The sequence below is a fragment of the Burkholderia sp. RF7-non_BP4 genome (assembly GCF_001521935.1).
Classification (GTDB): domain Bacteria; phylum Pseudomonadota; class Gammaproteobacteria; order Burkholderiales; family Burkholderiaceae; genus Burkholderia; species Burkholderia diffusa.
Genome location: NZ_LOTA01000095.1, coordinates 194048 through 215279, shown reverse-complemented (window position 1 = coordinate 215279; position 21232 = coordinate 194048). Strand labels below are relative to the sequence as shown.

21 protein-coding genes are annotated in these 21232 nt (G+C 64.8%); 12 read left to right on the top strand and 9 right to left on the bottom strand.

Annotated elements, in window-relative coordinates; genetic code table 11:
* Window positions 1–351 precede the first annotated feature (351 nt).
* Genes WS49_RS30875 through WS49_RS30865 form a run of 3 tightly spaced genes read left to right on the top strand, consistent with a single transcriptional unit; the run spans window position 352 to window position 4585 of the window.
* Complete coding sequence (locus WS49_RS30875) at window positions 352–1059, top strand: ABC transporter ATP-binding protein (protein ID WP_059536474.1); 708 nt, start codon at window positions 352–354, stop codon at window positions 1057–1059.
* Window positions 1053–3422, top strand: coding sequence for an ABC transporter permease (locus WS49_RS30870; protein WP_059536471.1), 2370 nt, complete (start codon window positions 1053–1055; stop codon window positions 3420–3422). The genes WS49_RS30875 and WS49_RS30870 overlap by 7 nt, the downstream gene beginning before the upstream one ends.
* Window positions 3419–4585: an efflux RND transporter periplasmic adaptor subunit gene (locus WS49_RS30865; protein ID WP_059536468.1), complete on the top strand. Its 1167-nt coding sequence runs from the start codon at window positions 3419–3421 to the stop codon at window positions 4583–4585. Before WS49_RS30870 ends, WS49_RS30865 begins: the two co-directional genes overlap by 4 nt.
* 138 nt (window positions 4586–4723) lie before the next feature.
* Here the strand turns inward: WS49_RS30865 and WS49_RS30860 are convergent, their stop codons facing one another.
* Together WS49_RS30860 and WS49_RS35440 are read right to left on the bottom strand one after the other, a co-directional pair.
* Complete coding sequence (locus WS49_RS30860; RefSeq protein WP_059537358.1) at window positions 4724–5197, bottom strand: CreA family protein; 474 nt, start codon at window positions 5195–5197, stop codon at window positions 4724–4726.
* Between the two features lie 17 nt (window positions 5198–5214).
* The gene (locus WS49_RS35440; RefSeq protein ID WP_156441479.1) at window positions 5215–5628 is read right to left on the bottom strand and encodes a hypothetical protein; all 414 of its coding nucleotides are present in this window, start codon (window positions 5626–5628) and stop codon (window positions 5215–5217) included.
* A 1-nt stretch (window position 5629) separates the two neighbouring features.
* On the opposite strand from WS49_RS35440, the gene WS49_RS30855 reads away from it, so the two are divergent.
* The 5 genes from WS49_RS30855 (at window position 5630) to WS49_RS30835 (ending at window position 9357) form a co-directional block, all read left to right on the top strand.
* The gene (locus WS49_RS30855) at window positions 5630–6046 is read left to right on the top strand and encodes a DUF1924 domain-containing protein (protein WP_059536466.1); all 417 of its coding nucleotides are present in this window, start codon (window positions 5630–5632) and stop codon (window positions 6044–6046) included.
* 87 nt (window positions 6047–6133) lie between these two features.
* Complete coding sequence (locus tag WS49_RS30850; RefSeq protein ID WP_257127635.1) at window positions 6134–6580, top strand: diheme cytochrome c; 447 nt, start codon at window positions 6134–6136, stop codon at window positions 6578–6580.
* Complete coding sequence (locus WS49_RS30845; RefSeq protein ID WP_059536461.1) at window positions 6546–7283, top strand: cytochrome b/b6 domain-containing protein; 738 nt, start codon at window positions 6546–6548, stop codon at window positions 7281–7283. Before WS49_RS30850 ends, WS49_RS30845 begins: the two co-directional genes overlap by 35 nt.
* A 23-nt stretch (window positions 7284–7306) precedes the next feature.
* Complete coding sequence (locus WS49_RS30840) at window positions 7307–7972, top strand: response regulator (RefSeq protein ID WP_059536458.1); 666 nt, start codon at window positions 7307–7309, stop codon at window positions 7970–7972.
* Window positions 7969–9357: an ATP-binding protein gene (locus tag WS49_RS30835; protein ID WP_059536454.1), complete on the top strand. Its 1389-nt coding sequence runs from the start codon at window positions 7969–7971 to the stop codon at window positions 9355–9357. Before WS49_RS30840 ends, WS49_RS30835 begins: the two co-directional genes overlap by 4 nt.
* 117 nt (window positions 9358–9474) lie before the next feature.
* On the opposite strand, the gene WS49_RS30830 is transcribed toward WS49_RS30835, so the two are convergent.
* On the bottom strand, window positions 9475–9867 hold the full coding sequence (locus WS49_RS30830; RefSeq protein WP_059536451.1) for a hypothetical protein: 393 nt from the start codon (window positions 9865–9867) through the stop codon (window positions 9475–9477).
* A 258-nt stretch (window positions 9868–10125) separates the two neighbouring features.
* Between WS49_RS30830 and WS49_RS30825 the strand changes: the two genes are divergently transcribed.
* Entirely contained in the window at window positions 10126–11082 is a 957-nt protein-coding gene (locus WS49_RS30825; RefSeq protein WP_373557213.1) for a cation diffusion facilitator family transporter, read from the top strand.
* Window positions 11083–11132: 50 nt separating this feature from the next.
* Here the strand turns inward: WS49_RS30825 and WS49_RS30820 are convergent, their stop codons facing one another.
* Window positions 11133–11750 (bottom strand): VTT domain-containing protein, encoded by a 618-nt coding sequence (locus WS49_RS30820; protein ID WP_059536446.1) that lies wholly within the window; start codon window positions 11748–11750, stop codon window positions 11133–11135.
* A 228-nt stretch (window positions 11751–11978) separates the two neighbouring features.
* Here WS49_RS30820 and WS49_RS30815 point away from each other — a divergent pair, with 228 nt between their 5' ends.
* Window positions 11979–14270: a heavy metal translocating P-type ATPase gene (locus tag WS49_RS30815; RefSeq protein WP_059536441.1), complete on the top strand. Its 2292-nt coding sequence runs from the start codon at window positions 11979–11981 to the stop codon at window positions 14268–14270.
* Window positions 14271–14282: 12 nt separating this feature from the next.
* Here WS49_RS30815 and WS49_RS30810 read toward each other — a convergent pair whose 3' ends face one another.
* Window positions 14283–15236, bottom strand: coding sequence for a universal stress protein (locus WS49_RS30810; protein WP_059536436.1), 954 nt, complete (start codon window positions 15234–15236; stop codon window positions 14283–14285).
* Between the two features lie 325 nt (window positions 15237–15561).
* Between WS49_RS30810 and WS49_RS30805 the strand changes: the two genes are divergently transcribed.
* Window positions 15562–15882 carry a DUF4148 domain-containing protein gene (locus WS49_RS30805; protein ID WP_059536433.1) on the top strand — a complete coding sequence of 107 codons (321 nt, stop codon included), beginning with the start codon at window positions 15562–15564 and terminating at the stop codon, window positions 15880–15882.
* Window positions 15883–15918: 36 nt separating this feature from the next.
* Here the strand turns inward: WS49_RS30805 and WS49_RS30800 are convergent, their stop codons facing one another.
* From WS49_RS30800 to WS49_RS30790, 3 genes are all read right to left on the bottom strand, one after another.
* On the bottom strand, window positions 15919–16713 hold the full coding sequence (locus tag WS49_RS30800; protein WP_257127617.1) for a hypothetical protein: 795 nt from the start codon (window positions 16711–16713) through the stop codon (window positions 15919–15921).
* 154 nt (window positions 16714–16867) lie between these two features.
* Entirely contained in the window at window positions 16868–17695 is an 828-nt protein-coding gene (locus WS49_RS30795; RefSeq protein ID WP_059536430.1) for a hypothetical protein, read from the bottom strand.
* 120 nt (window positions 17696–17815) lie between these two features.
* The gene (locus tag WS49_RS30790) at window positions 17816–18400 is read right to left on the bottom strand and encodes a tetratricopeptide repeat protein (RefSeq protein WP_059536425.1); all 585 of its coding nucleotides are present in this window, start codon (window positions 18398–18400) and stop codon (window positions 17816–17818) included.
* Between the two features lie 498 nt (window positions 18401–18898).
* Between WS49_RS30790 and WS49_RS30785 the strand changes: the two genes are divergently transcribed.
* Complete coding sequence (locus tag WS49_RS30785; RefSeq protein ID WP_059536421.1) at window positions 18899–19510, top strand: TetR/AcrR family transcriptional regulator; 612 nt, start codon at window positions 18899–18901, stop codon at window positions 19508–19510.
* A gap of 93 nt (window positions 19511–19603) precedes the next feature.
* On the opposite strand, the gene ansP is transcribed toward WS49_RS30785, so the two are convergent.
* Window positions 19604–21094: an L-asparagine permease gene (gene ansP / locus WS49_RS30780; RefSeq protein ID WP_059536418.1), complete on the bottom strand. Its 1491-nt coding sequence runs from the start codon at window positions 21092–21094 to the stop codon at window positions 19604–19606.
* Between the last annotated feature and the right edge of the window lie 138 nt (window positions 21095–21232).

Below are 21232 nucleotides of genomic sequence, written 5' to 3'. Positions count from 1 at the left end.
TGTCTATCCGCTGACGCTTCCGTCGATGTAAAAACAGACGATAAGTCGCGTCGTCGGCAGCATGTCAGCGGAGCACCAGGAAAAGACCGATGACCGCACCGTATTGCCTGAAAATCTTTGCCCATCCGCACGGAAAGCATCACGTCCCCATTGAGTCTTCGCCAGGAATCACGTTCAGCGTTGCTCCGGCTCCCGTGACACGGCGTTCGTTTGCCCCGGCACTTGTATGCCCGGCGCACGAGCGCGGGCAGACGCGATTTTCGTGGGGGCGGTCGTTGACACGGATCAATCGACGAATCAGGTGAATCGCTAACGTGGTCTGCACACTTGATCGTTCGTCTTGAGTGCGCAATGGAGACCGTCCTTTCCATTCAGACAGTCAGCAAGATCTATCCGATGGGAAGCGTCAGCGTCCATGCGCTGAAGGACGTCACGCTCGGATTCGAGGCTGGCGAGTTCGTGGTGCTGCTCGGCATATCGGGGAGTGGCAAATCGACTCTGCTCAATCTGATGGGCGGGCTCGACACACCCACGAGCGGCATCATCGATTACCGCGACCATCGTCTCTCGACCGCGACCGAGCGCGAATTGACCCGGTTCAGGCGCGAGCATGTCGGTTTCGTGTTCCAGTTCTACAACCTCATACCTGGCTTGACCGCTCGCGAGAACGTCGCGCTCGTGACCGATATCGCCGAGCGTCCTCCGCTGGATCCCGATGATGCGTTGCGAATGGTCGGCATCGACTCGCTGGCCGGGCACTTTCCTTCGCAGATGTCGGGCGGCGAGCAGCAACGTGTCGCGATCGCCCGAGCGGTTGCCAAGCGCCCGGACGTCCTGCTGTGCGACGAGCCGACCGGGGCGCTGGATTTTCGCACCGGGCGACTCGTACTGGATGTGCTGCAGCGGGTCAACCGCGAGTTCGGCACGCTCACCATAGTCGTGACCCACAACGCCGTCATCGCGGACATGGCGAGTCGGGTCGTGCGCATGAGCGGCGGCACGGTCGTCGAAGAACATCGCAATGCGCGACGTTCGGATGCTCGGGACCTCACATGGTGAGCACCTTGACACGCCTGTCGTGGCGCGATCTTTGGCGCATGCGGGCCCAGGCGATGGCGGCAGTCCTTGTCGTTGCATGCGGCGTGGCGTCGTTCGTCGCGATGCGCAGCACATACCTGGTCCTGCTGCGGGCACAGCAGGATTACTATGCGTCTCACCGGTTCGCCGACCTTTTCGTGCACCTGAAACGCGCGCCACTCGCGGTCGCGACGCGCATCGCGGCATTGCCCGGAGTTGCCGCAGTCGACGCGCGCGTGGTTGCCGATGTGACGCTCGACGTGCCGGGCCTCGCGGAACCCGCTACCGGCCATGTCGTCTCGGTCCCCGAACGGGGCGGGCCGTCGCTCGATCTGCTGCACGTTCAGCGCGGCCGGTACGTCACGCCAGGTCGTGACGACGAAGTGCTGATCAGCGCGGCGTTCGCCGACGCGAATCACCTGCGCACGGGGCAGCGCATCGGTGCCGTACTGAACGGACGCTGGAAGCGACTTCAGATCGTCGGCATCGCGATTTCACCGGAATACGTGTACGAGACCGGAGCCGGCTCCATCTTTCCCGACAATCGCCATTACGGTGTGCTCTGGATGGGTACCGAAGCGGTATCGGCCGCCTTCCGCATGGACGGTGCGTTCAACGACCTGGTGCTTTCGGTCGATGGCGGTGCGATCGTGCCACGGGTCGTTGCGCAGGTCGATCGCGAACTGGCCGCCTACGGCGGACTCGGGACGATTACGCGAGAAGATCAGGTTTCGAACCGGTTCATCTCGGACGAGATCGCGCAGAACCGTATCACGGCCACCTATGTTCCGGCCATCTTCTTCTGTGTCACCATGTTTCTGCTTCAGAACGTCCTGAACCGGGTGGTCGATACCCAGCGCACGCAGATCGGTCTGATGAAAGCGTTCGGATACGGAAACGCCCGCGTCGCATTGCATTACCTTCAGTTCGCGTGCCTGATAGCAGCGGCGGGGGCCGCCGTTGGTTATGCCGCCGGTCTGGCGTTGGGCTCGTCGCTGACCGCGCTGTACGCGCGGTACTACCGATTCGCACAACTTGAATACCATGTCGACGCGCATGTCGCGATCCTCGCTGCCATCGTGAGTTTCGCCACCGCGCTGGTCGGGACGGCCGCCGGTGTGGCGAAGGCCGCCGGGCTGATGCCCGTGGAGGCAATGCGAGCGCCGCTGCCGCCCGCATTCGCGGCCGGATGGCTTGAAAGGTTCGGGCTGTATCGTCATCTCGGCGTAACGTGGCGGATGATCGCCCGCAACATCACGCGGCAACCGCTCAAATCGCTGCTGTCGTGCGTTGCGATGGCATGCGCAAGCGCGATTCTCGTAACGGGCGGCTTCTTTTTCGACGCAATCGATTATCTGTTCGACGTTCAGTTTCAGCGTATCGAACGGCAGGACGTGACCGTCGCATTCGCACAACCTTTGTCCCATCGAGCGATATATGCGCTCCAGAGCCTGCCAGGCGTGCTGCGCGTTGAGCCATTCCGTGACGTTCCCGTCCGGATCTCCGCCGGATATCGATCGCGCCGCTTGTCGCTGAGCGGGATCGCGCCGACAGCGCAGATGCATCGACTGGTCGATGAGCGGAGCCTGCCGTTGCGCGTGCCGCCGGACGGCATCGTGATTTCGTCGCAACTCGCCGACACCCTCGGCGTGCACGCGGGCGACCGGGTCACCGTGGAGGTGCTGGAAGGCAAGCGCCAGTCGCGGCAGGTCACGCTTGCGGGACGCGTCGGGGAACTGGTCGGCGTTCGAGCCTATATGGACCAGCAGGCACTCGCGCGTCTTCTCGGAGAAGGCGGCAACTGGTCCGGCGCCTGGCTGCAGATCGACGCGCGCGCGGCCGATCGTCTGTACGCCATGCTCAAGCGCATGCCCGCCGTCAACGCGGTGGCCATCCGGCAGTCGGTGATCGACAGCTTTCGCAAGATCATGAATGAAAGCGTCCGGCTTTCGACCTCCATCAATTTCACGTTCGCCTGTGTCATTGCATTCGGTGTCGCGTTCAACGGAATGCGTATCGCCTATTCCGAGCGCCTGCAACAGCTGGCCTCGCTGCGCGTGCTCGGATTCACGCGCACGGAGATTGCATGGATACTGCTTGGTGAACAGTTCCTCCTCGCCGTGATTGCGACGCCCGCCGGTCTGTTGCTGGGCTATGCCGTATGCGCGTTCCTGGCGGATCGGCTTGCAACGGATCTGTATCGCCTGCCGCTCGTGGTGCGGCCTGCTACATTCGCGCAGGCATTTCTGGTGACCGCGAGCGCTGTGGCGGCGTCGGGTTGGCTGGTGGCACGGAAGATCGGCAGTCTCGACATCGTCGCCGTGCTCAAGGCGAGGGAATCATGACGCGCGCCGGCAAGGGCCAGCTCCTCTTCTTCGCGTCTGGAGCGTTCGCTGTCGCGCTCGCGCTCGTCTATGCGTTTTGGCCGGCACCGACGGCCGTCGATACGGCGAAGGTGACGACGGGCCCGCTCCGGGTCACGATCGACGAGGATGGCGAAATTCGTGCGCATGATCGCTACGTGGCCACGGCGCCGATCACAGGCCGCTTGCTGCGCGTGATGCTGCGCGAGGGAGATCGTGTACAAGCCGGAGACGTGATCGCGGTGCTCGTGCCCGTGCCGATGACGCCCGGTGAAAACGCCGAAGAGCACGCCCGCGTGGAAGCCGCGGAGGCGTCGCTGCGCGAGGCGCAGGCGCGTGTGGAGCATACCCGTGCCGATCTCGCGCAGGCGCGCCGGGAACGCGAGCGAGGCCAGACTCTGGTCGATGCAGGCGCAATCTCGAGGCAAAGCATGGAGCAGTTGCGCGCCATCGAGGCAACAGGCAGGAGCGATCTCGATGCAGCGTCCGCACGCGAGAAGTCCGCAGCCGCCGAAGTTCGGGCCGCCACGGCGAATCTCAAGGCACTTGAGGCCGGGCAGCCCGTCAAGGTTCGCGCGCCGGTCGACGCGGTGTTGCTGCGTGTCGACGAAAAGAGCGAGCGTGTCGTACCAGCGGGCACAGCGCTCATGCTGCTAGCCGATCCTTCACGCTACGAAGTCGTCATCGACGTGCTATCGACCGATGCGGTAAAGATCAGTCCGGGCATGCGCGTTTCCGTGGAAGATTGGGGGGGCACCGTGCCAATCGACGCGACGGTCCGTGTTGTCGAGCCGGGTGCGTTCACGAAGATTTCGGCTCTCGGCGTGGAAGAACAACGGGTGCATGTGGTTGCCGACCTGCGTGCCGTGCCCGGACGTTTGAGCGATGGCTATCGCGTACAGGGCCGGATCGTTATCTGGGAGCGGGCGAACGTGCTGAACGTTCCGGTCGGAGCATTGTTCAGGTGTGGAGAGCAGTGGTGCGCGTTCGAGGTCGAACACGGGCGGGCGATACGGCGGGTCGTTCAGGTTGGACGGCGCAATGCCGAGGCGGCTCAAGTGCTCGACGGCCTCCGGGACGGAAAAACCGTCGTCGTGTATCCACCGACCACACTTGTGGAAAACATGCCGATTCGGATGCGCTAGACGCGGTCTCAAAACGTCGACCCGGCTCAACGCAATGCCCGCCTCTTCGTTGCTTCCGCCGTCGACAGATCAACCCTTTGGTCGGGGCTTTTCGACGATTGGGCAAGCAGTCGGACGTCCCGCAGCCAGGCGCGCGATTCAGTCGCCTGCCGCACCATTCTTTCCTGAAACCACGGGCAGCCGAACGACATCGACATGCCCCGGCAGATCGCCCGCCAGATCGCTCTCGGTGAACGAGAAATACAACACAACGAGACGTCGCATATCCAGGATTCGAAAGATGTGTATCGACCTGAAAACCGGGTCGATCGATTCGTCAAACACCTGGGCTTGTTGCGGCACATGCGCCGTGGTCGAGAGCGTTCCGACTTGATGGCAGGACACCGAGGTTGTGACACCTGCGGCACGCCGGTCACCCCCCGTATGAGGTCCGGAAATAAAGCACGTCACTCCCTTGAGCAGCGGATCGTCGTAGGCGGAAATTCCGATGTGGGTGCCGTAACGCTGCGAATGCGTAGGGATGCGCGCCAATTCTTCGGCGTCGGACATTGAAGCGGCAAGGAGTGAAAAAGCAGCGGCCGCAATATACCCGCTTGCTCGAGGATGGATCATCATGGGAATCGGCAGCGCTACGCTGACTTCGCAATTCGAGGTCGATTGATGACCAGACTAGATTCTGCGTCGGCTGATCGCTTGATTTGAGTCAAGAACGAATGACCGCGCAGCGGGATCCTGATTAAAAGTTCAACGAGATTCCCCCACGGCATTTCCGCGGTCGCTTTATCTGTTGCGTAGCCGGATTTATCGGGAAGATCCCGATTTTCATGATGTTGCAGACCAGTGCACGGGCTGCGCAACGACAGGGCGGCACAGGGCGAGATGACACCGGACGATCTGTCTGACTGGCCCGTTCTCCACCGATGTTTGGCGAAATGGGAATCGTTTTTCGACCGTTCGCAGCGATTCTGACCACCGAACACCATGACCTTAAGAATGCGGTAAGGAACCGGCCCGAACATGAACGCATCGCCCAGGAGAAACACGATGCGGATATCCCGTTCCGTTCGCACGCTTCGTTACCCGTGCCTTGCTGTATCGATGCTGTTTGCCGCCGTTGCGTGCGCGCGCGCCGAAACGCCTGCCCGGCTGCTGGACGGCTATACGACGCAGGCGGGCACGAGCGCCTCGCCGTCGCGGGGACAGCAGTTCTTCACGTCCCGGCATGGACGCGACTGGAGTTGCGCGAGCTGTCATGGAAGCCCGCCGACCGGCCCGGGGCGGCACGTCGTCACCGGCAAGACCATCGAGCCGCTGGCGCCCGCGTTCAATCCCGCGCGGTTCACGGACGAGGCGCGGACCGAAAAATGGTTCCGCCGAAACTGCAAGGACGTCGTCGGGCGTGAATGCTCGGCAGCCGAGAAGGCGGATGTCCTGAGCTGGCTCATGACCTTGAAACCTTGATGACGAACGATCATGACCAACGTTGACACGACAACCTCCCCGCGCAGGATCGTTCCGCCGCGATATGTAGCGGCAAGCGTGCTCACGATGCTGTTGATGTCGCTGCTGCCGCGCGCGGCGCTGGCCGAGGACGAAATGCGGGGCCTCGCGATTCCGTTGCTCCCCAAGTACAAGCAGGAGTGCGCGACCTGCCACGTCGCCTATCCGCCCGGGGCGCTGCCCGCCGAGTCGTGGCGCCGCATTCTGAACGGTCTCGATCACCACTTCGGCACCGATGCGACGCTGGATCCGACGACCATCGGGCAACTGGAAAGCTGGCTGACGGCACACGCGGCAACGGGCGTCGCGGCTCGCCGTCCGCCGGAAGACCGGATTACCCGATCGGCATGGTTCGCCGCCACGCACGACGAGGTTCCCGCGTCCGTGTGGCGCAGCCCCGCAGTGAAGCGGCCGTCGAATTGCGCCGCATGTCATACGCAAGCAGACAAAGGAAATTTCGATGAACGATTCGTCCGCATCCCGGGCTCACGGTGAACCGGCGCACTCGCGTCCCGCACGGATACTGGTGTGGGACGCGCCGCTTCGTGCATTCCACTGGCTGACGGTCGTTGCCTTTGCCGGCGCGTGGCTGACTGCCGAGAGCGAGCGGTGGCGGCTCATGCACGTCGCGTTCGGGTACACGATGCTGGCGCTCGTCGCGTTTCGCGTCGTGTGGGGCGTGGCCGGCACGCGTCATGCGCGGTTCACGTCGTTCGTACGTTCGCCGGCGGCCGTTGTCCGCTACGTGCTGAGCCTTGCGAAAGGCAAGCCGGAACACCATGTCGGCCACAACCCGGCCGGTGCGGTCGCGATCGTCGCCATGCTGGCGATGACGGTCGTCACCGGCGTTACCGGCTGGGCGGCCTACACCGGAAACGGCGAATCGTTCGGCGATCTTCATGAAGGCGCTGCGAACGTGATGCTCGCGCTCGTTGCGGTGCATGTCGCCGCCGTGCTCGTCAGCAGCGTCGCGCATCGGGAGAATCTGGCCGGCGCGATGGTGACCGGTTACAAGCGCGGTGCGGCGACCGACGGCATCCGGCGTGCCTGGTGGGGGATTGCCGTCGTCATGACGGCGGCGGCGATCGGCTGGTGGTGGACGCAATGGCATGCGGCGCCGCAGCCCGTTCAAACGGACCGGCCCGTCGTGACGGACACTGGCCGCCCCGCGAACGGGGCGGGCCGGGACGACGATTGACGACCCGGACGGAGTGCTCGATCGTGCGCATCCTGCTCGTGGAAGACGACGTCCTGCTCGGCGACGGGATCCGCGCCGGATTGCGCCAGCAAGGATTCCAGGTCGACTGGGTGCGCGACGGCGACGCGGCCCAGCGCGAGCTGCGCGCGCATGCGCATGCCGCGGCGGTCCTCGATCTCGGGTTGCCGCTCGTGGATGGCATGGATGTCCTGCAGCGCATTCGTCGCGACGGCATTGCGTTGCCGATCCTGATCCTGACCGCGCGCGATGCCGTGCCCGACCGCATCAAGGCGCTCGACGTGGGCGCCGACGACTACGTGATCAAGCCCGTCGACCTGTACGAGCTCGGCGCGCGTTTGAGAGCGCTGGTCCGGCGCGCCCACGGCCGGCCGACGGAGCGGCTCCAGGCGCAGGACGTCGAGCTGGAGCCCGCGTCGCGCACCGCGCGCCGCGCCGGCGTGGCCGTCGCGCTGTCCACGCGCGAGTTCGACCTGCTGCACATCCTGATGCTGAATGCCGGCCGGGTCCTGTCGCGCGAGCAGATCGAGCAATATCTGTACAGCTGGGGGCAGGAGGTGGAGAGCAATGCCGTCGAGGTGCACATTCATCGCTTGCGTGCGAAGCTCGGCAGCGAGCTGATCCGGACGGTGCGCGGCGTGGGTTACGTGCTGATGCGGGACGCTGCATGAAAGCCGTGCTGCCCGCGCGCTCGCTGCATGGCCGGCTGCTGACGCTCGTGCCGGCCGTGGTCCTCGGTGTCTGGCTATCGACGCTGATGCTGACCTGGCTCGATGCGCGGCGCGAGATCGATCGGCTGCTCGACGGCCACCTCGCGCAGGCGGCGGCACTGCTCGTCGCGCAGCAGGCGCGCGGGACGGATGACGACGACAACGCGATCGACGCGCCGATCCTGCATCCATACGGGCCCCGCGTGGCCTTTCAGGTGTTTCATGAAGGCCGGCTCGGCCTGCATTCCGAAAACGCGCCGTCCAGGCCGATGGTGGCACCCGAGCTGACCGGGCGCGACCGGGCCTCCGGATTCTGGACCGTCGAAATCGACGGGAATGCGTGGCGGGTATTCGTCGTGCACGGCGTACGCGACGATGTTCAGGTGTTCGTGGGCGAACGAATCGATTCACGCCAGTCGATCCTGGGCGCCGTCATGCGCAGCGCGTTCTGGCCGATGGCGGCGGCCTTGCCATTGCTCGTGCTGGCCATCGGCTGGGCGGTTCGCCGCGGCACGGCACCGCTGCGCGATTTCGGGCGAGCGCTGGCGAAGCGGAATCCGCAGGCGCTCGACACGATCCGGCTGGAACGGACGCCGCTCGAGATGCGGCCGATGCTGGATGCGCTGAACGGCCTCTTCGAGCGGATTCGTGCCGTGATGGACGCGGAGCGCCGATTCACGGCCGATGCCGCGCACGAGTTGCGCACGCCGATCGCGGCCGTCAAGGCACAGGCGCAGGTTGCATTGGCCGAGCACGATGACGAGCGACGCCGCCATGCGTTGCGGGGTGTTCTCGAAGGGTGCGATCGCGCGGCACGTCTGGTCGACCAGCTGCTGTTGCTGTCCCGTCTCGATGCGGGCGCACTGGCGGACCGCGCACCGGTCGACGTGTCTGCCCTGGCGAAAGGCGTGGTCGCGGAGGCCGCGCCACAGTCGATCGGGAAACAGCAGAAGCTGGAACTCGACGCGCCATCGCCATGCATTGTCGGCGGCAACGAAGCCTTGCTCGCGGCGATGGTGCGCAATCTGGTCGACAACGCGATCCGCTACAGCCCGCCGCGCGCGCGCATCACCGTTTCGGTCGGCCAACGGGACCAGCGCATCGTGCTGCGTGTCGAAGACAGCGGCCCGGGCATCGGCGACGACGATCTGCGCAGACTGGGCGAACGCTTCTTTCGTCCGGCCGGCACCCGGCCGGGCGGGAGCGGCCTCGGCTGGTCGATCGTGCGGCGAATCGCAGCGGCGCACGAGGCCGACATCCAGGTGGATCGATCGCCCGCGTTTGGCGGACTGCGCGTGGCCATTTCGTGGCCGGCTGCCGATGAAGCCGGTGCGGCCGGGCGCTAGTCGATCATGTACGTCACCGATCAGGCTGCACGAGCCCGATGCGTGGCCGGAGGTCACGGGAGCGATCGATCGCGGCCGGAATGGCGCGTTCGTCACCGAACACGCCGAACCGCGCGATCACTGGCCGGCAGCGCCGCTTGCAGGGCCGTCAGGCTGACCGTGCATGTAGCCCGGCCCCATGCCCATTCCCATGCCTTGTCCCCGATGCATGCCCCTCATGGGGGGAGCATCAGGCAGCGTGATGCCGCGCGCCTTCGCACGCTTCTGCATCTCGGCGTGGTGCTGCGCGCGAATTTTCTCGCGCTCGGCATCCGATTTCGCGGCGAGCATGCGGGTGTGGTATTCGTTCCGCTCGGCAGGCGTCATCAGCTGGCTGCCGTACATCATGCCGCGCCACTCGACGGCGGGATCGCCAGCCGGTTGGCGCGGCTGGGCATCGGCCAGACCGGACGTGATCGCGAGCGCGGCGCCGATCAGACACGAAACGGTGAACCTGTTTGCTCTGGACATGACGGTCTCCTGATCGTTTGCATGGGTTCAACCGTACGCAAAACGGGGGGGCGATCCTTTGCCTCAGATCAAGTGCCACGGAGTGACCGCCAATACCATCGAATACATGCCGCAGACATGCAGCTGTCAGACGTGCAACGCATCATTCCACGACGCCGTGTCGACGCGTCGGGCGCGCGCGTGCCACGCGGATCGGCCAGGGTGCCTGCGACTTCCCGAACCTGATCGATCCTTCAACCCTGAAACGTGACCTGAATCGTGACGCCAACCAACCCCGACACCGTTTCGGAAACCGTCGCCGCAGCGACGCCCGCGATGGCCGCGGCGGCCACCCGAAGCACCTGGGTGAGCGTCGCGGTCAACCTCGCACTGAGCATCGGCCAGGTGGTGATCGGCATCCTGTCCCGATCGCAGGGCCTCGTGGCGGACGGTATTCATTCGTTGTCCGACCTGATCGCGGATTTCGTCGTGCTGCTGGCCGGTCACCATAGCCGAAAACCTGTCGACGAAAAGCATCCATACGGACATCAGCGCTTCGAAACCGGTGCATCGCTGGCACTTGCGGCAATCCTGCTGCTGGTCGGCGGCGGCATGCTCTGGTCCGCCGTCCAGAAACTCGAGCATCCGGAAACGATCGCGCGCGTCCACGTCGCGGCACTATGGGTCGCGCTCGTCGCGCTCGCCGCGAAGGAAAGCCTGTTCCGCTACATGCTTGCCGTGGCAACACGCGTGAAGTCGAGCATGCTGGTGGCCAACGCATGGCATGCACGTTCGGACGCCGCATCGTCTCTCGTGGTCGCCTGCGGCATCGTCGGCAACCTGTTCGGCTATCCGCTGCTCGATCCTGTCGCCGCGCTGATCGTCGGCGGGATGATCGTGAAAATGGGCGCCACGTTCGGCTGGAACGCATTGCATGATTTGATGGACCGCGCCGCGGACGCCGAAGACGTGCAGGCGATCCGCGCGACGCTGCACGCGACGCCGGGTGTGCTGGACGTGCACGACCTGCGCACGCGAAAGACCGGCGATCTGATCCTCGTGGACGTGCATCTCGACATCGACGCCGATCTCACGGTAGCGCAAGGTCACGACATCGCCGTGGATGCGCGCGCTCGCGTGATGAAGCATCACCGCGTCCTGAACGTGATGACGCACGTCGATCCGCGTAAGCGGGAATGCGTCGTTGAAGTCACGTCCGGGATGCGTGGTCGATAGGAAGCTACGTTGGGCCAACGCGGCCGTTCAGCACGTCGCGCACGCCTGTGTCATTCGGAACCGCGCGGATGATGGCCGCGCCGGAACGTCAATCGACGTTCGTTGAAGAGCGCGCGCCAGTCGAGCTTCGTCAACATGAACACGACGCCGAGCAACACCAGTTGGGTGACGATGAAGTATCCGCCGAGGTAAGTGCCTTCGAGCCCGGATTCCAGGTCCAGTCGGGTCGATGCAAAGCGGCCGAGGTGCGCCCAGATCGCATAGGTGGTTGCGCGGCCGACGAAGAAGGCCGCCGCGATGATCCTCAGCGGCAACCCGGACAGTCCGTACGCGATGAACAGATAGTTCGACGGCAGCGGGCTCAATGCGTAGAAGAAGAACGCACCGGCGGTGAGCGTCCGGTGCTTGCGCAGCCAGCGTGTGGCGACGTCGATATTCTCGCGATCCGATTCCCGCATCCAGCGGGAACGGACGAGCGATCTTGCGAAGGTCGCCAGAATGACGCGGCCAATCGTTGCGGCGCCTGCCGCCACGACGGCAAAGATCAACGGATTGCCGTCGGGCATGTTGAACCCGACCCACGACATCGCCATCCAGGTGGGCGGGGCGAACGCCGGCATGAGATTCAGCAGAAGAATCAGCAGAAAGAGTAAAGCCAGCGTCAGCACGATATCGACTCCAGGGCGTCCGGTGTCACCTTTCAATTTTGCTGAGGAAAGGGGCCGGCGGCTTGACTCACGTCAAGCAAGGCGCCGTGCCGGCATGTCGCGCGAGGCGCGTCGCGCTGACCCATGTCAACGGCCGAGCCGCGACGTTTCCTAGACTGATGCCACGCTGTCTGCAACCGGAACCGGATGCAGTGAACGCCTCCCTGCACGGCAATCGGAACAATCGTCATGTCGCGAATCCCCTGGTCGATCGATCTCGCGTTGCTGGTTCTGGCGGCCGTCACGCTCGCCGGAGGGGGCGTGTGCGCGGCGTTTGGCCTGCCTTCAATCGCGCGGCTCGTCTGGTTGCTCGGCACGCTGCCGGTCCTGCTGGCGTTGACGGTATCGCTCGCCAAGGCCGTGGCGAAACGGCGGGCAGGCATCGATGTGCTCGCGTGGCTGGCCATCGCGCTGGCGATCGCGCTCGACGAGACGCTCACGGCAGCTGTCATCGCATTGATGCTGGCGAGCGGGCGGACGCTGGAGCGATATGCGCAAGACCGCGCGCAACGCGAGATGACCGCGCTGCTCGCCCGCGCCCCTCGGCAGGCCACGCGGTTCGAGAACGGTGAATGGCGTTCCGTTGCCGTGGAAACGCTCGTTCCCGGTGACAGGCTGCTCGTGCGAAGCGGCGAGTTCGTGCCGGTCGACGGCACGTTGACCGATGACGCGGAACTCGACGAATCCATGCTGACGGGCGAGTCGTCCACCCAGCGGCGGCGCGCCGGCGAAAGCGCATGCAGCGGCGTGGTCAACGCCGGCGCGCCGTTCGAAATGGTTGCCCGCACGACGGCAGGCGACAGCACGTTTGCCGGCATCGTCCGCATGGTCGAGCGCGCGCAGCGCGAGCGAAGTCCGTCCGTGCGTCTCGCGGATCGCTACGCGGCATGCTTCGTGCTCGCTTCGCTGCTCGTCGCGGGCATCGCGTGGCTGCTGACCGGCGACGTCGCGCGTGCGCTCGCCGTGCTCGTCGTGGCCACGCCTTGTCCGTTGATCCTCGCCGTGCCGGTCGCCATCGTGTCCGGCATGTCGCGTTGTTCGAAACGCGGCATCCTCGTCAAGGGCGGGGGCGCGCTGGAACGTCTTGCACAAGCGACGATCCTGTTCTTCGACAAGACCGGAACACTGACCGGAGGGCGGGCACGCATCGTCGCGATCGATTGCGGCACGGACGTCGGTACGGACGACGTGCTGCGTTTCGCCGCGTCATTGGCCCAGGCTTCGGGCCACGTCATCTCGGATGCGCTGACGGTCGCCGCGCGGGAACGCGGGATCGACCTGTCGCCGCCGTCCTTCGTGATGGAAACGGCGGGTGAGGGCGTGACGGGCCGGGTCGACAACCGGACCGTCGCGATCGGCCAGTTCGAATACGTCTCCGCCTGCTCGACGGTCGCCCCCTGGAGCGACGCGTTCCTGAAGCGGGTCGGCAACGAGGGCGGGGCTGCCGTGTTCGTCGGCGTCGATGGCGTCATGATCGGCGCGATTCAGATGGCCGACCAGGTGCGGCTGGAAACACCGCGGGCATTGCGGCTGTTGAAACGAGAAGGCGTCGAGCGCCTCGTCATGCTTACCGGCGACCGGCGAGACATCGCCCAGGCCGTCGGTGAGTTGCTGGGTGTGACCGACGTACGCGCCGAGCAGACGCCGACGGACAAGCTCGCCGCGATTCAGGCCGCGCGCAAGGAAGGCGTGACGATCATGGTCGGCGACGGTGTGAACGACGCACCCGCGCTGGCGGCGGCCGACGTCGGTATCGCGATGGGCGCGCGCGGGGCGGCCGCGTCATCCGAAGCGGCCGACGTGGTACTGCTGGTGGACCGGCTCGATCGGCTCGTGGATGCGATACGTATCGCACGACGGTCGCGCCGGATTGCGCTCGAGAGCGTGGTGGCCGGCATGTCGCTGTCGGTCGTCGCCATGGCGGTCGCAGCGGCCGGATTCCTGCAGCCGATCGCCGGTGCGGTGATTCAGGAAGTCATCGACGTCGTCGTCATCGTCAATGCGTTACGCGTGTTGCTGGTTCGCCCGCGGCCGACGGACGCCCGGCTGGCCGATGTCGACGTCGAGCAACTCAGACGCGAGCACACGGCATTGTCACCGTTGCTGGACCAGATCAGGGACCTCGCGGATCGCATGCCGCAACTATCGGGGGTAGCCATCGCCGGCGAGCTTGGTCACATGATCGATTCGCTGGACGAACGGCTGCTGCCGCACGAACGCGCCGACGATCGGGACGTCTACGCGCGTCTCGCCCCGCTTCTCGGCGGCGAGGACCCGCTCGCGGCGATGAGCGGCGCACACCGGGAGATCTTCAAGATGGTCCGGTCGCTCAGGCAGATGGTCGCGGACCTGCCGCGCGACGGAACGAACGCCATGCAGGTGCAGGCGATACAGCGTTTGCTGTACGGGCTGGAGGCCATCGTACGCCTGCATTGCGCTCAGGAAGAGGAACTGTTCCACGCCGTCGGGGCGGATGCGTGACGACGACACGCATCACGCATGCGGCGCACTGACCAGAAGAACCGGCGTTTTCGCGATGCGCGCAACGCGTCCGGCCACGCTGCCGACGAGCCAGCCCGTGACGCCGCGCCGCCCATGGGTGCCCATGACGATCATGTCCGCGTTCCATTCGATGGCGTCTCGCACGATCACGTGAGGCACGTCTTCGCCAGTGCGGTCCGTTTGAATCAGTTGCGACAGCGAGCGTCCGGCGGGGATGCCGTCGAGCAGGGCCATAGCCTTTTGCAATACGTGATTGCCTTCGCTGGTCAACGCCTGCTCCAGCGTGTCGACGGGGACGAAATCACCCAGCGATGTGGGGCGATCGAGCACGTGAATCGCCCGAAATTCGGTGTCGGGCCGCGAGAATTTCAACCCCATGCGCAATGCGTGGAGCGCAATCGGGCTGCCGTCGACCGCGAACAGCATCCGCCGCGGCAGGTGCTCGGCGACTGACGCGAAGCCTTCCGGAACGATTAGCAGCGGGCAACCGACCAGCTTGCCGAGCGGGCCGGAAACCGTTCCTTCGATCCATCCGAGCACGCCATGATGCTGACGTGCGCCGACGATCAGGAGTTCGGCCTGCCAGGCTTGCGCGCTGTCGGCGAGCGCATGCACGACATCCCCGCCGTGCGTGGACAGGTCGATGACTTCCGTGTCGATGGCGATGTCGTCGCGCGGAATCGAGCTTTGGGCGCGCGACAGCGCGTCGGATGCGTCTCGCAGCAATTCGTCGCGGGCCGATTCGAGAAATGCCGCGGATCTCGATCCGCGCGGGACGAGCGTTCGCGGATTGTCTGCAACGCTGACGATATGCACCGCAACATTCGATGGAAGGAAAGCTTTGGCATACGCGAGTGCATGCGCGGATGCGGTGGAACCGTCGATGGCGATCAGCACCCGTTGGAGAGTGGATGCCGCTTGGAAAGATGAAGTGCTGGCGCTCATGAATGTCTCCCGGTGTCATCCCGCGATCGTGCATACGCAATTTTTCGCACGTGCGGTCTTCACAGGGTTGACCTTCGTCAAGCGTCTTTCTCCGTGGTGCCGGGGCCGGACGCCATCACATCGATCTACTCGGTCAATCGCGATGGCGATGCGATATGTCTGGCTTATGGCGTCGCCCGGGCGCAGGCCGGGTTGTCCGCGAATTCCGCATCCGATGCGTTCGAGAATGCGAAGTTAACATTGCCTTCAGCTTCAGCGAGCATGCTGTCCTCAAGGCAGAAGAGATCTTCTCGGATGCCGACCCTGTTCACTGGAGGTCGAGATCATGAAATTCGCTATCCGTACCATCACGCTGGCGGCGGCCATCATTCCCGCATTCGCATCGGCAGCGCAATCAGGCAGCGCCCTGACCCGGGCGGAAGTCCGCGACCAGATCACGCAGGTCGAGCAGGCCGGTTACAACCCGGCCCGAAAGGACATTCATTATCCGCAATCGATCCAGCAGGCCGAGGCACGCATTCAGTCCTCCGAATCGACGCCGCAGGCCGATGCGTCGGGCTATGGGCCTGCATACGGGGCAGGGGCTGACTCGGGAGCAGCGGTCCAGAGTCACGCCGCGGCGCCTCGGTTGTACACGCATCATTGACGGCACGCACGCACGCACGCGTCGGGGCTGCGGCGCTCAGTACGACTTGCCGGCAACGGTCGCCGACTCGAGCTCGCGCGTGATGATCTGGGTGCCGCCGACATCGGCGACCGACTTGACCAGACCGACGCCTGGCGCGAGCCAGTCGTCGGCGACCGTCGTGCTGGTCAGCGCCGGATTGGAGAACGTCTCGGTGATGTGATAGTGACACGCGTTTTCGAACACCTTGCCGTTCTTCAGGCTGACCGTTTCGCGCGCGACGTACGCGCGCTGGATCGATACCGCCGTCTGGGCGCCGCCTGACGGAATGACGGGTGTATCCACGTAGTTCGCCGTCTCGCTTCCCGACAGTCCGATCGTCTCGACATACGGCGGCGAGTTGACGTTCCGCAACACGAGGGCGCCCGAACTGTAAACCTCGCCGCCGTAGTTCGCGCGCGCGCCGTTGCCGACGAGATAATAATGATTCGTCTGGATCGTCGAGCCGGTCGATGTTTCGGCTTGCTGAGTAAGCGCGACGCCTTCGAACGTTGCCGGCCCGTAGGTGCGCGTGTACAGGCCATTGTCGATGGCCGGACTTTGCGACGTCGCCTGCGTGTACATGTGCAGCTTCACGGTATCGCCTTGCTGATAGACCGGATCGCACTCGAGGTTCGAGGTCGTGGTCGCGCCGGACCCGCCGCTCGGCGCGCCCGGCGGCGGCGTCGTGCCTGCCGTGTCGCTCGACGTACCCTGGGCGGCCGGGGCAGGAGAATCGTTGCCGCCACAACCGGCCAACGTCAGACCGATCAATACGGCGATCGGAAACCACACGCATTGCCTGTTCTTCATCTTTGTTCTCTCAGGTCGGTTGAACACCATGCTCATCGAAGGTTTCTATCGTTTCGCCGATCGGTGACGCGTGCGGCTGCGGGAAGGGCGCAATCGCGCGCCCTCCGGTCGATGCGAACACCGGAGTGACGCAGCGCCGGTGTCGCGTCATCGCTCAGTTGACCTGCAACTGACCACCGCGGCCGAGGCCGCCCTTGACGTCCTGCGCCTTGTAGCTGCGCAGCGCGACGACCATCTTGTTCCACGCGTCGATGAACGCGACGACCGTCGCCTTGCCTTCCGGCGTCGTCGAGAAGCCGGCGAGACCACCGCCCACGCCACCGCCCAGGCCGCCCAGCGCCGCGCCGTAGTTGGTCGCCGTCGAGCTGCCTTCCGATGCCGCGATCTGCACGGCCGAGCGCACGTCGAACAGCGTCAGCGTCACGACCGACGCCTTCGTCTGCAGGTGGCCTGCCACCGCCGCCACCGCGCTGTTGCCGATCAGCCCGCCGATCATGCTGCCGATGCCGGCGATCGGCGAATCGTTGATCACGATCTGCGGTTCCATGTAGTAATCGGCCGCGACACGCTGACCCTTCTGCTGCTTCGAACCCGCACGGTATTCGCCCGAGCTGCGTTGCAGCTGCGTGATGCGCGACAGGCGCGCGTCGCTCTTCTGGTTGCCGATCGACGTGATCACGAAGCAGTTCGACTGCTGGACGGCCAGGCGCAACAGCGGGTCGATGCTCGTCACCTTGGTCGCGCTGCCGAACGGGCCCCACCAGTCGGCGTTGCGGCCGTCGTCGACGGCGATCGTGCCGAGCGGCGATGCGCAGCGCTGCAGCTGCGAATCCGCGCCGGCGCTCGCGCCGCCCGCGGCAGCGCCCGTGACGCCGGCGTTCTGGCCGCCGGGCGTCACCATGCCGCCGCAGCCGGCGACGGACGCGCAAAGCGCTGCAACCAGCGCACCTTGAGTGAAACGTTGGGAAAGGATGGTCTTCATGTCGTTGTCGCTCGATAGAGTCGTTGTTCGGCTTATGTGTTCGTGCGAACTTCGATAAGCCCCCCGGCGTGGCGCGCGATGGTGGTCTCCCCGCAGCCGCCCCCGTTGCTTTCGGTCCGGTCAGTAGTACCAGTACGTCTGATGCCAGACGCCGTAGTACGGATAGCCCGAGTACCAGTAGCCGTAATAGACGTCACGCCATTGCGTGCGCCATTTCCAGTCTTCCTCGTCTTCCTTCTTCGCCTTGCGGGCGAGCTCGAGCAGCTTTTTCGATTCCTTGTCGCCGCGGCCCGCGGCGATCGACAGCCACTTGTCCGCTTCGCGCGGATCGGAGCCCATCTCCTCGAGGCCGAACAGGTAGAAACCGCCGAGCGCCTTCTGCGCGTTCAGGTCGCCGCGCTCGGCGGCATCGCGCATCCACTTGAGGGCCTGGTAGCTGTCCTGCCGCACGCCATCGCCGCGGAAATAGCGCAGGCCGAGGTCGTAGGCGGCCTTCGGCTGGGTCTTCGCGGCCTGCTTCAGCGAAACGATGCGCGGATCTTCGCGATCGTCGGAATCGTCCCTTTTTTGATAGGAGACCTGATCTTTAGGGCGATCAAAACACCCGGTGTCGTCGCAGATCCGTACCGTGTTGCCGGTGACGGACGGATCATGCGCGCACGCGGCCAACAGCAGCAGCCCCGGTGCCAGTAAACGGCGAACCATTTTTACTTTCCCCACGTTTTATTTGCGCCGCACTGCTTCGCGCGATCTCACCCCCCGCGAGCGCGCACCCGGCTTGCGCGCGGCCCGGTGAACACAGCTTCACCCACACCAGCGCACCGCCAAGGCTCTCTCAGGTTCTCTTTTCGGCTTGCCACATCACTGCAACATCTGACGCCGACAAAGGCAGGGCAGGCAGATGCCGCCGCCCACGGCCTTTGCTCGATTCCGCCGCCGTGCCGATACCGCGCAATCCGGCGGAAAAGGCTCGGCCCATGTTTCGGCTTTCGGCAGCGGAAAATATCGATCCTTATTTTCCCGGATCAAATGATACATATCGGTCTATCTAATAGTCAAGGCGACTTACACGTCCGGATTTCGGCCCAACGGTGGGGGAGTCGGCCCTTCACACTTCGGGCCGAGCGCCCAGAGGCAGCTGATTCGGCGATGCTAGAATAATCCGTCTACATGGAATGAAACCTCGAGGAGGAGGGCACGGTCGTGAGAGCCAACAAACGCCAGGTGGTGGTAGACAAAGCTACCGAACTGTTCTCCCGGCACGGTTTTCATCCGGTCGGCGTCGACTGGATCATCGACGATTCCGGCGTTGCGCGAATGACGCTCTACCGGCATTTTCCGAGCAAGGACGAACTCATTCGCGAAGTGCTGGTTCAGCGCTACGACCTGATCATCGGCAGCATCGAAGCGCAACTGCGGGACGTTCGCGATCCGGTCGAGCGAGTCAAGACGATCTTCGACTGGTACGAAGCCTGGTTCAATACGCCGGAGTTTGCCGGCTGCCTGTTCGAGCGCGCGTTGGCCGAATTCGGAACCGCGTACGCGCCGATCTCCGACGTCGCAATCCGCTACCGCCGCAAAATGGTCGAATGGATCGCCGAATTGCTCGCGCCGCTCGTGTTGCCCGAAACGGCACAACGGCTGGCCGGCGTCTACATGATGCTGCTGGATGGCGCGACGGTCGACGCGCGGGCGTTCAACGATTCCGCATCCGCCGGGCGCGCATGGCAGGCCGCGAAGGCCCTGCTTGAACAGGCGATGAGCGCCGCGAATCGGCCGGCAACAGACACCGATCGCGCGACGGAGCGTGCATAGCGGGCCAGCCTGATACGCCGCCGCCAGATCGCCTGATCCTCGGGGGCGGCGGCTTTCGTCGAGCCGGGTACCGCCCTCGGTTTGCGCGCGGTTTCAGTCGTTCCCCTGCTCGAGCACGTTCTGCGTGAGCGTGACCGACGGAATCGTCGGCTTGAGCAACGCGCGGCGCGCGCGGCTGCTCAGCCACTTCCAGCCTGCCACGAGCAATAATGCGACCAGCGGGATCGACGCGATCGTCCACGTCCCGTTCGGGTAGTCGAATGCCATCAGGACCAGCACACCGAGCAGGAACAGCAGCGTGAGCCACGATGTGACGGGCGCGCCCGGCATCCTGAACGACACGTCTTCCACCTCGCCGCGCCTCACCGCGGCACGAAACTTCATCTGGCACACGACGATGAAGCCCCACGTGCTGATGATGCCGAGCGACGCGATGTTCAGCACGATCTCGAACACGCTCGACGGCACGAGATAGTTGAGCAGCACGCCGACCACGTAGATCGCGACCGTCACGAGAATGCCCGCGTACGGCACGGATTGCGCGCTCATTCGCGACAGGAAGGCGGGGGCCGAGCCGCCCATCGACAGCGAACGCAACACGTGCCCGGTCGAATAGAGGCCCGAGTTGAGGCTCGACAGCGCCGCCGTCAGCACCACCAGGTTCATCACCGAACCGATGCCCGGCACGCCGAGCGCGCCGAAGAACGTGACGAACGGGCTCTGGCCCGCCTTGTATGCGCTCCACGGCAGCAGGCAAACCAGCAGAACGACCGACGCGACGTAGAAGATCGCGATTCGCCAGATCACGTTGTTGATCGCGCGCGGCAGCACCTTGCGCGCGTCCTTGCATTCGCCGGCGGCCGTGCCGACCAGTTCGACGCCCGCGAACGCGAACACCACGCCCTGCACCAGCACCAGCGCGGGCATCAGTCCGTGCGGAAAGAACCCGCCGTTGTCGGTGATCAGATGCATGCCCGTGTCATGGCCGGCGACCGGCACACCCGTGCCGAGGATCAGCGAACCGATCGCGAGAAACAACACGATCGCGGCGACCTTGATCAGCGCGAACCAGAACTCCATCTCGGCGAACCACCTCACGCCGATCAGGTTCATCGTCGCGACGATGCAGAGCGCGACGAGCGCGAAAATCCACTGCGGCACACCCGCGAACGGCGCCCAGTAATGCATGTAGAGCGCGACGGCGGTGATGTCGACGATGCCGGTCATCGCCCAGTTCAGGAAGTACATCCAGCCTGCGACGAACGATGCCTTCTCGCCGAGGAATTCGCGTGCGTACGACACGAAGCTGCCGCTGCTGGGGCGATGCATCACGAGTTCGCCGAGCGCGCGCAGGATCAGGAACGAGAACGCGCCGCACACCAGATAGACGATCGCGAGCGACGGCCCGGCGGCCTGCAGCCGGGCGCCGGCCCCGAGGAACAGCCCCGTGCCGATTGCCCCGCCGATCGCGATCATCTGCACCTGTCGATTGCCGAGGGTCTTGTGATAGCCGGCTTCGTGCGATTCGAGCCAGCTGCGTTTGTCGGTTTCGCCGGTTGTCGACGGTTCGGGAATCGATGCCATGACTGTATCCTCGCGCGCGGATGTGATTGGAATCATCCCGATCGCGAGACGATCGGGAGCCACCAGTACCGGAGGATCGGGGCGCGAAATCAAGCGCCCCGGTCCTGATTGCGGCTCGCCGATCATGGCGAAAGGCAC

What these genes read in the sequence shown, in the direction of transcription:
- WS49_RS30875 (WP_059536474.1), top strand. Translation starts at nt 352, where the DNA reads ATGGAGACCGTCCTTTCCATTCAGACAGTCAGCAAGATCTATCCGATG.
- WS49_RS30870 (WP_059536471.1), top strand. Translation starts at nt 1,053, where the DNA reads ATGGTGAGCACCTTGACACGCCTGTCGTGGCGCGATCTTTGGCGCATG.
- WS49_RS30865 (WP_059536468.1), top strand. Translation starts at nt 3,419, where the DNA reads ATGACGCGCGCCGGCAAGGGCCAGCTCCTCTTCTTCGCGTCTGGAGCG.
- WS49_RS30860 (WP_059537358.1), bottom strand. Translation starts at nt 5,197, where the DNA reads ATGATCCATCCTCGAGCAAGCGGGTATATTGCGGCCGCTGCTTTTTCA.
- WS49_RS30855 (WP_059536466.1), top strand. Translation starts at nt 5,630, where the DNA reads ATGCGGATATCCCGTTCCGTTCGCACGCTTCGTTACCCGTGCCTTGCT.
- WS49_RS30850 (WP_257127635.1), top strand. Translation starts at nt 6,134, where the DNA reads ATGCTGTTGATGTCGCTGCTGCCGCGCGCGGCGCTGGCCGAGGACGAA.
- WS49_RS30845 (WP_059536461.1), top strand. Translation starts at nt 6,546, where the DNA reads ATGAACGATTCGTCCGCATCCCGGGCTCACGGTGAACCGGCGCACTCG.
- WS49_RS30835 (WP_059536454.1), top strand. Translation starts at nt 7,969, where the DNA reads ATGAAAGCCGTGCTGCCCGCGCGCTCGCTGCATGGCCGGCTGCTGACG.
- WS49_RS30830 (WP_059536451.1), bottom strand. Translation starts at nt 9,867, where the DNA reads ATGTCCAGAGCAAACAGGTTCACCGTTTCGTGTCTGATCGGCGCCGCG.
- WS49_RS30815 (WP_059536441.1), top strand. Translation starts at nt 11,979, where the DNA reads ATGTCGCGAATCCCCTGGTCGATCGATCTCGCGTTGCTGGTTCTGGCG.
- WS49_RS30810 (WP_059536436.1), bottom strand. Translation starts at nt 15,236, where the DNA reads ATGAGCGCCAGCACTTCATCTTTCCAAGCGGCATCCACTCTCCAACGG.
- WS49_RS30805 (WP_059536433.1), top strand. Translation starts at nt 15,562, where the DNA reads ATGAAATTCGCTATCCGTACCATCACGCTGGCGGCGGCCATCATTCCC.
- WS49_RS30800 (WP_257127617.1), bottom strand. Translation starts at nt 16,713, where the DNA reads ATGAAGAACAGGCAATGCGTGTGGTTTCCGATCGCCGTATTGATCGGT.
- WS49_RS30795 (WP_059536430.1), bottom strand. Translation starts at nt 17,695, where the DNA reads ATGAAGACCATCCTTTCCCAACGTTTCACTCAAGGTGCGCTGGTTGCA.
- WS49_RS30790 (WP_059536425.1), bottom strand. Translation starts at nt 18,400, where the DNA reads ATGGTTCGCCGTTTACTGGCACCGGGGCTGCTGCTGTTGGCCGCGTGC.
- ansP (WP_059536418.1), bottom strand. Translation starts at nt 21,094, where the DNA reads ATGGCATCGATTCCCGAACCGTCGACAACCGGCGAAACCGACAAACGC.